Here is a 4,467-nt window from a genome sequence, read left to right as displayed (position 1 = left end):
TTGGTTATGCAGGACGCTACATCGGAAAAGACACATTTGTACGGTGGGCAATCGGGGTCGTTATCGCAGGTTCAGCAACCCAACTTGTTACACTGCTATTTACAACACCATAATAATGGCATCAATTACAAACAATACAATACAATACAATACGATACGTTTATACGATGGGCAATCAGTATTATTATCGTGCCCTCTACAACCAAACTTACTGCAATATTATTGAAAGGTAATTCATGAATCAGTATAATACGTAATGTTTTTAATATCCATCAATTATAGGTGTGTACTAGTAATAATGTAGCCATACTGAAAAAAGGAATATTATTTATAGCAACTTTAATTAAAAGGGGATAAAGAATATGAAACAATCAAATACGTTTCAAGCGAAGACGTGCAACAGGATTAATGTTATTATCATCACTTCAATGATGTTATTAATAACGCAATCTGCATATGCTCAGACGGAAACAGAGAGCTTGGATGCCTTCATAGGAATGCAATATGGATTAAGTGTACTTATTCCTATCGTTGCCCTCATTATTCTTTTATTACTTTTGCTTATTTATATATTTCGCATCATCGCAAGAGCTACATTTATACGATGGGCCTTCAGCGTCATTATTGCTGGTGCAGCCTTTTATATTAGCCACATATTATTTTACCTCTACTGACAAGAGCACCCCATGAAATCACAAGAGCAAAAAGAATTCCCCCTATTCAAAGGAGCAACACGTGTTCCAACGATATGGGGTGTCCCCATGATGCCATTTATCGTTATGGTTATGGGGGTCGCTGTTATTGCCATGACAGTAAGTATCTTTTTGTGGATTATGGCGCCTCCATTATGGTTCATTATGGTGCAAATTACTAAAAACGATGATAAGGCGTTTCGTATCTGGTGGTTATGGATCGATACTAAATTTCGCAATCGTAACAAAGGTTTTTGGGGCGCATCAAGTTATAGTCCCTCTGATTATAGTAAAAGGAGATAAACATGACAGCTGTTGAAAGCAGCAAACGCCTTGCATCAGAGGCACCTGTAAGCCTATTTCTACCTTATTCACATCATATTACAGATACGATTATTTCTACTAAAAATGCGGAATATTTGTCAATTTGGAAAATTGACGGGCGTTCGCATCAAAGCGCTTCAGAAGAAGATATTTTTCAATGGATAAAAGAGCTTAACAATACTCTACGGGGTCTTGCATCAGCCAATTTATCATTTTGGACGCATATTGTGCGCCGCCGTGTTTATGAATATCCTGATTCAACATTTGATCAAATGTTTTGCTATCAACTTGATGAAAAATATCGACAAAGCTTTACTGGTTATAATTTGATGGTCAATGATTTATATCTGACTGTCATTTTTCAACCGATAGCGGATAAAATTATGTCGTTCTTTTCTAAACATGAACGTGAAACGCTTGATCAAAAAAAGATGCGACAAGACACATGTATCAAAGAACTCAATGACATCAATCGTACTTTAGGCCAATCTTTAAACCGTTACGGTGCAGAACTTCTTGGTGCTTATGAAAAAAATGGGCATGCTTATTCTTCTGCACTTGAATTCCTTGGAATGCTTGTCAATGGTGAATATCGCCCTATGCCAATTTGCCATGACCGTTTTGCTGACTATATGTCTGTCAATCGACCTTTTTTCTCAAAATGGGGCGCTCTTGGTGAACTGCGAACAACCAGTGGAATGCGTCGATTTGGAATGCTTGAAATTAAAGAATATGATGCAACAACCAAACCAGGACAATTAAATGTTTTGTTGGAAAGTGACTTCGAGTTCGTATTGACGCAGAGCTTTTCAGTGCTCTCCCGACATGCTGCTAAAGACTATTTACAACGGCATCAGCGTAATCTTATTGATGCACGAGATGTGGCAACGAGCCAAATTGAACAAATTGACGAAGCACTAAACCAGCTTATCAGTGGGCATTTTGTCATGGGAGAACATCACTGCACATTGACGATCTATGGTGATACAATTCAACAAGTTCGCGACCATATGGCCAAAGCAAGTGCAGCATTACTAGACGTTGCGGTACTGCCCAAACCTGTAGACTTAGCGATAGAGGCTGGCTATTGGGCACAACTTCCTGGCAATTGGAAATGGAGACCACGTCCTGCTCCGATTACATCATTGAACTTTTTGTCATTTTCATCTTTTCATAATTTTATGTCAGGAAAACCCACTGGCAACCCATGGGGACCAGCCGTCACAATTCTTAAAACAACCAGTAAAACACCGCTTTATTTCAACTTTCATGCCTCCAAACTTGAAGAGGACTCGACAGATAAACGTTTACTTGGTAATACCGCACTTATCGGACAATCTGGTTCCGGTAAAACCGTGTTACTCGGCTTTTTGTTAGCACAAGCACAAAAATTTAAGCCGACAACTGTTGTTTTTGATAAAGATCGTGGCATGGAAATTGCCATTCGGGCGATGGGTGGAAAATATTTAACATTCAAGCCAGGCAGAAAAAGTGGTTTCAATCCTTTCCAACTCCCACCCACACAAGAAAATCTTATTTTTCTGAAACAATTTGTTAAAAAATTGGCAGAAGCTGGTGGTGAAGTCACGCATCACGACGAAGAAGAAATTAACAAAGCAGTTATGTCTGTTATGAGTGCTAACATTGACCGATCACTCCGTCGTTTGTCCTTTCTAGTACAATTTTTACCAAATCCACGTTTAAGTGATTATAATGCTCACCCATCTGTTCATGCTCGCTTACTAAAATGGTGTGAAGGTGGTGATTATGGGTGGTTGTTTGATAATCCCCATGATGCTCTTGATCTCTCAACACATCAAATTTACGGCTTTGATATCACGGAATTCTTAGATAATTTTGAAACTCGCACTCCAGTGATGATGTATTTGCTTTACCGCACAGAAGGCATGATTAGCGGACAGCGGTTTATGTATATCTTTGACGAGTTTTGGAAGCCTTTGCAAGATCCGTACTTTGAAGATTTAGCCAAAAATAAACAAAAGACCATCCGTAAACAAAATGGTATTTTTGTTTATGCAACACAAGAGCCTAGCGATGCCTTGGAAAGTAATATTGCCAAAACACTCATTCAACAGTGTGCAACTTACATTTTTCTAGCCAATCCCAAAGCAAATTATGAAGATTATACAAAAGGCTTTAAACTAACAGATGCCGAATTTGAACTCGTTAAAGGACTTGGTGAGTTTAGTCGCCAATTCCTCATTAAGCAGGGTGATCAATCTGCGCTTGCAGAACTGAATCTTGGTAAATTCCATCTAACACGCGATGGAAAAACCATCGAACACGACTTTAGTGACGAGCTCTTAGTGTTATCAGGAACGCCTGATAACGCAGAGTTAGCCGAAAGCATTATCGCAGAAGTTGGTGATGATCCGGCAATATGGTTACCAATTTTCTTACAGCACGCAAAAAATGACAGGAGGGAAACATGAAAAAAAAGGTCATTTCAATAGTAGTTGTAATAACTTTAGGGGTTTCAAACCCAGCGATGGCTTGGGTTTGGGGCGCTGGGTCGGCGGATTTATCGGCATCCGTTCCAACGAAGTGGCCCAATTTTTTTGGAAGTTCATCTTCAAATACATCAAAGTCTAAAAAAACTCCACAGCAAAAGAAAGCGCCACCTGATGCCCAACTTCTCGATATGCTAAAAAAACACCTTGAGGAAGTAAAAAAGATACACGAGTCTATAACGGGAAGCCAAAAATTCGACACTAAAAAACTTAAAAATGTACAAACAGATCACAGTAGCTTTTTTCTCAAAAATCCAGAGAATCTCTACAATAGAAATAAAACTTCTGCTCTATCTACATCACTTGAAAATATTTTAAAAGAAGAAGAAATTCCTGTCACTATCCATGAATCTAGCAGTTTTATCAACAAGCGTATCCAATATGCAGCCATCACTGATAAAGCCGTAAGTTTAAAAACTTTTCAAGAAGCAAACAATCGTTTTCAGCAAATTGAAGAACTATTAAACGAGATCACGACAACAAAAGATCTAAAAAGTATTGCCGAGTTACAAGCACATATAATTGGAATGCTTGCTATGCTACAAAATGAAACAGCAAAACTACAAATGGTTACACATTTACGCAATGCTGAACATACACTTATCAAACAACAGAAAGATAAACATAACATAAAAATTTTGAATAGTAAAAACACGAACATGCCTACCATAAGATTCATTAGGTAAAGCTTTTTGTAGCAATATTTTGTATATTATTTTTCCTGTATGCTCGTAAAAAGAAAAAGTTAATGCGTAATACTCAATTCTCTCTCATAGATCGAAAAGGTCTACGAAGTTTCATTTTATCCTTAAAAAAATTCAACGAAAAATGCTCAAAAAGCATATAAAAAGTTGAAAATTCGTTAAAGAGGAATTCCATGGACTTTACAGTGTTCACGCAACTTTTCAGTAAAATTGATC

4 protein-coding genes and 1 pseudogene are annotated in these 4,467 nt (G+C 37.8%); all 5 read left to right on the top strand.

What is annotated here, in order from left to right; all coding sequences use genetic code 11:
- Nucleotides 1-113 (top strand): annotated as a pseudogene (locus tag ACFINK_RS06520) (conjugal transfer protein); the annotation flags it as partial.
- A 249-nt stretch (nt 114-362) separates the two neighbouring features.
- Nucleotides 363-674, top strand: a complete 312-nt coding sequence (locus tag ACFINK_RS06515) for a conjugal transfer protein (protein ID WP_375630589.1) — start codon at nt 363-365, stop codon at nt 672-674.
- Between the two features lie 12 nt (nt 675-686).
- Complete coding sequence (locus ACFINK_RS06510; RefSeq protein ID WP_375606609.1) at nt 687-995, top strand: VirB3 family type IV secretion system protein; 309 nt, start codon at nt 687-689, stop codon at nt 993-995.
- Nucleotides 996-997: 2 nt separating this feature from the next.
- Entirely contained in the window at nt 998-3,469 is a 2,472-nt protein-coding gene (locus ACFINK_RS06505; RefSeq protein ID WP_375634370.1) for a VirB4 family type IV secretion/conjugal transfer ATPase, read from the top strand.
- Nucleotides 3,466-4,233 carry a TrbJ/VirB5 family protein gene (locus ACFINK_RS06500; protein WP_375613870.1) on the top strand — a complete coding sequence of 256 codons (768 nt, stop codon included), beginning with the start codon at nt 3,466-3,468 and terminating at the stop codon, nt 4,231-4,233. The genes ACFINK_RS06505 and ACFINK_RS06500 overlap by 4 nt, the downstream gene beginning before the upstream one ends.
- The last annotated feature ends 234 nt before the right edge of the window (nt 4,234-4,467 follow it).

The organism is Bartonella sp. AA16NXGY, assembly GCF_042197325.1.
Taxonomy (GTDB): domain Bacteria; phylum Pseudomonadota; class Alphaproteobacteria; order Rhizobiales; family Rhizobiaceae; genus Bartonella.
This window is presented reverse-complemented; position numbering and strand designations above follow the sequence as displayed.

Coding starts and splice junctions, on each gene's coding strand:
- ACFINK_RS06505 (WP_375634370.1), top strand. CDS start 998: ATGACAGCTGTTGAAAGCAGCAAACGCCTTGCATCAGAGGCACCTGTA.
- ACFINK_RS06510 (WP_375606609.1), top strand. CDS start 687: ATGAAATCACAAGAGCAAAAAGAATTCCCCCTATTCAAAGGAGCAACA.
- ACFINK_RS06515 (WP_375630589.1), top strand. CDS start 363: ATGAAACAATCAAATACGTTTCAAGCGAAGACGTGCAACAGGATTAAT.
- ACFINK_RS06500 (WP_375613870.1), top strand. CDS start 3,466: ATGAAAAAAAAGGTCATTTCAATAGTAGTTGTAATAACTTTAGGGGTT.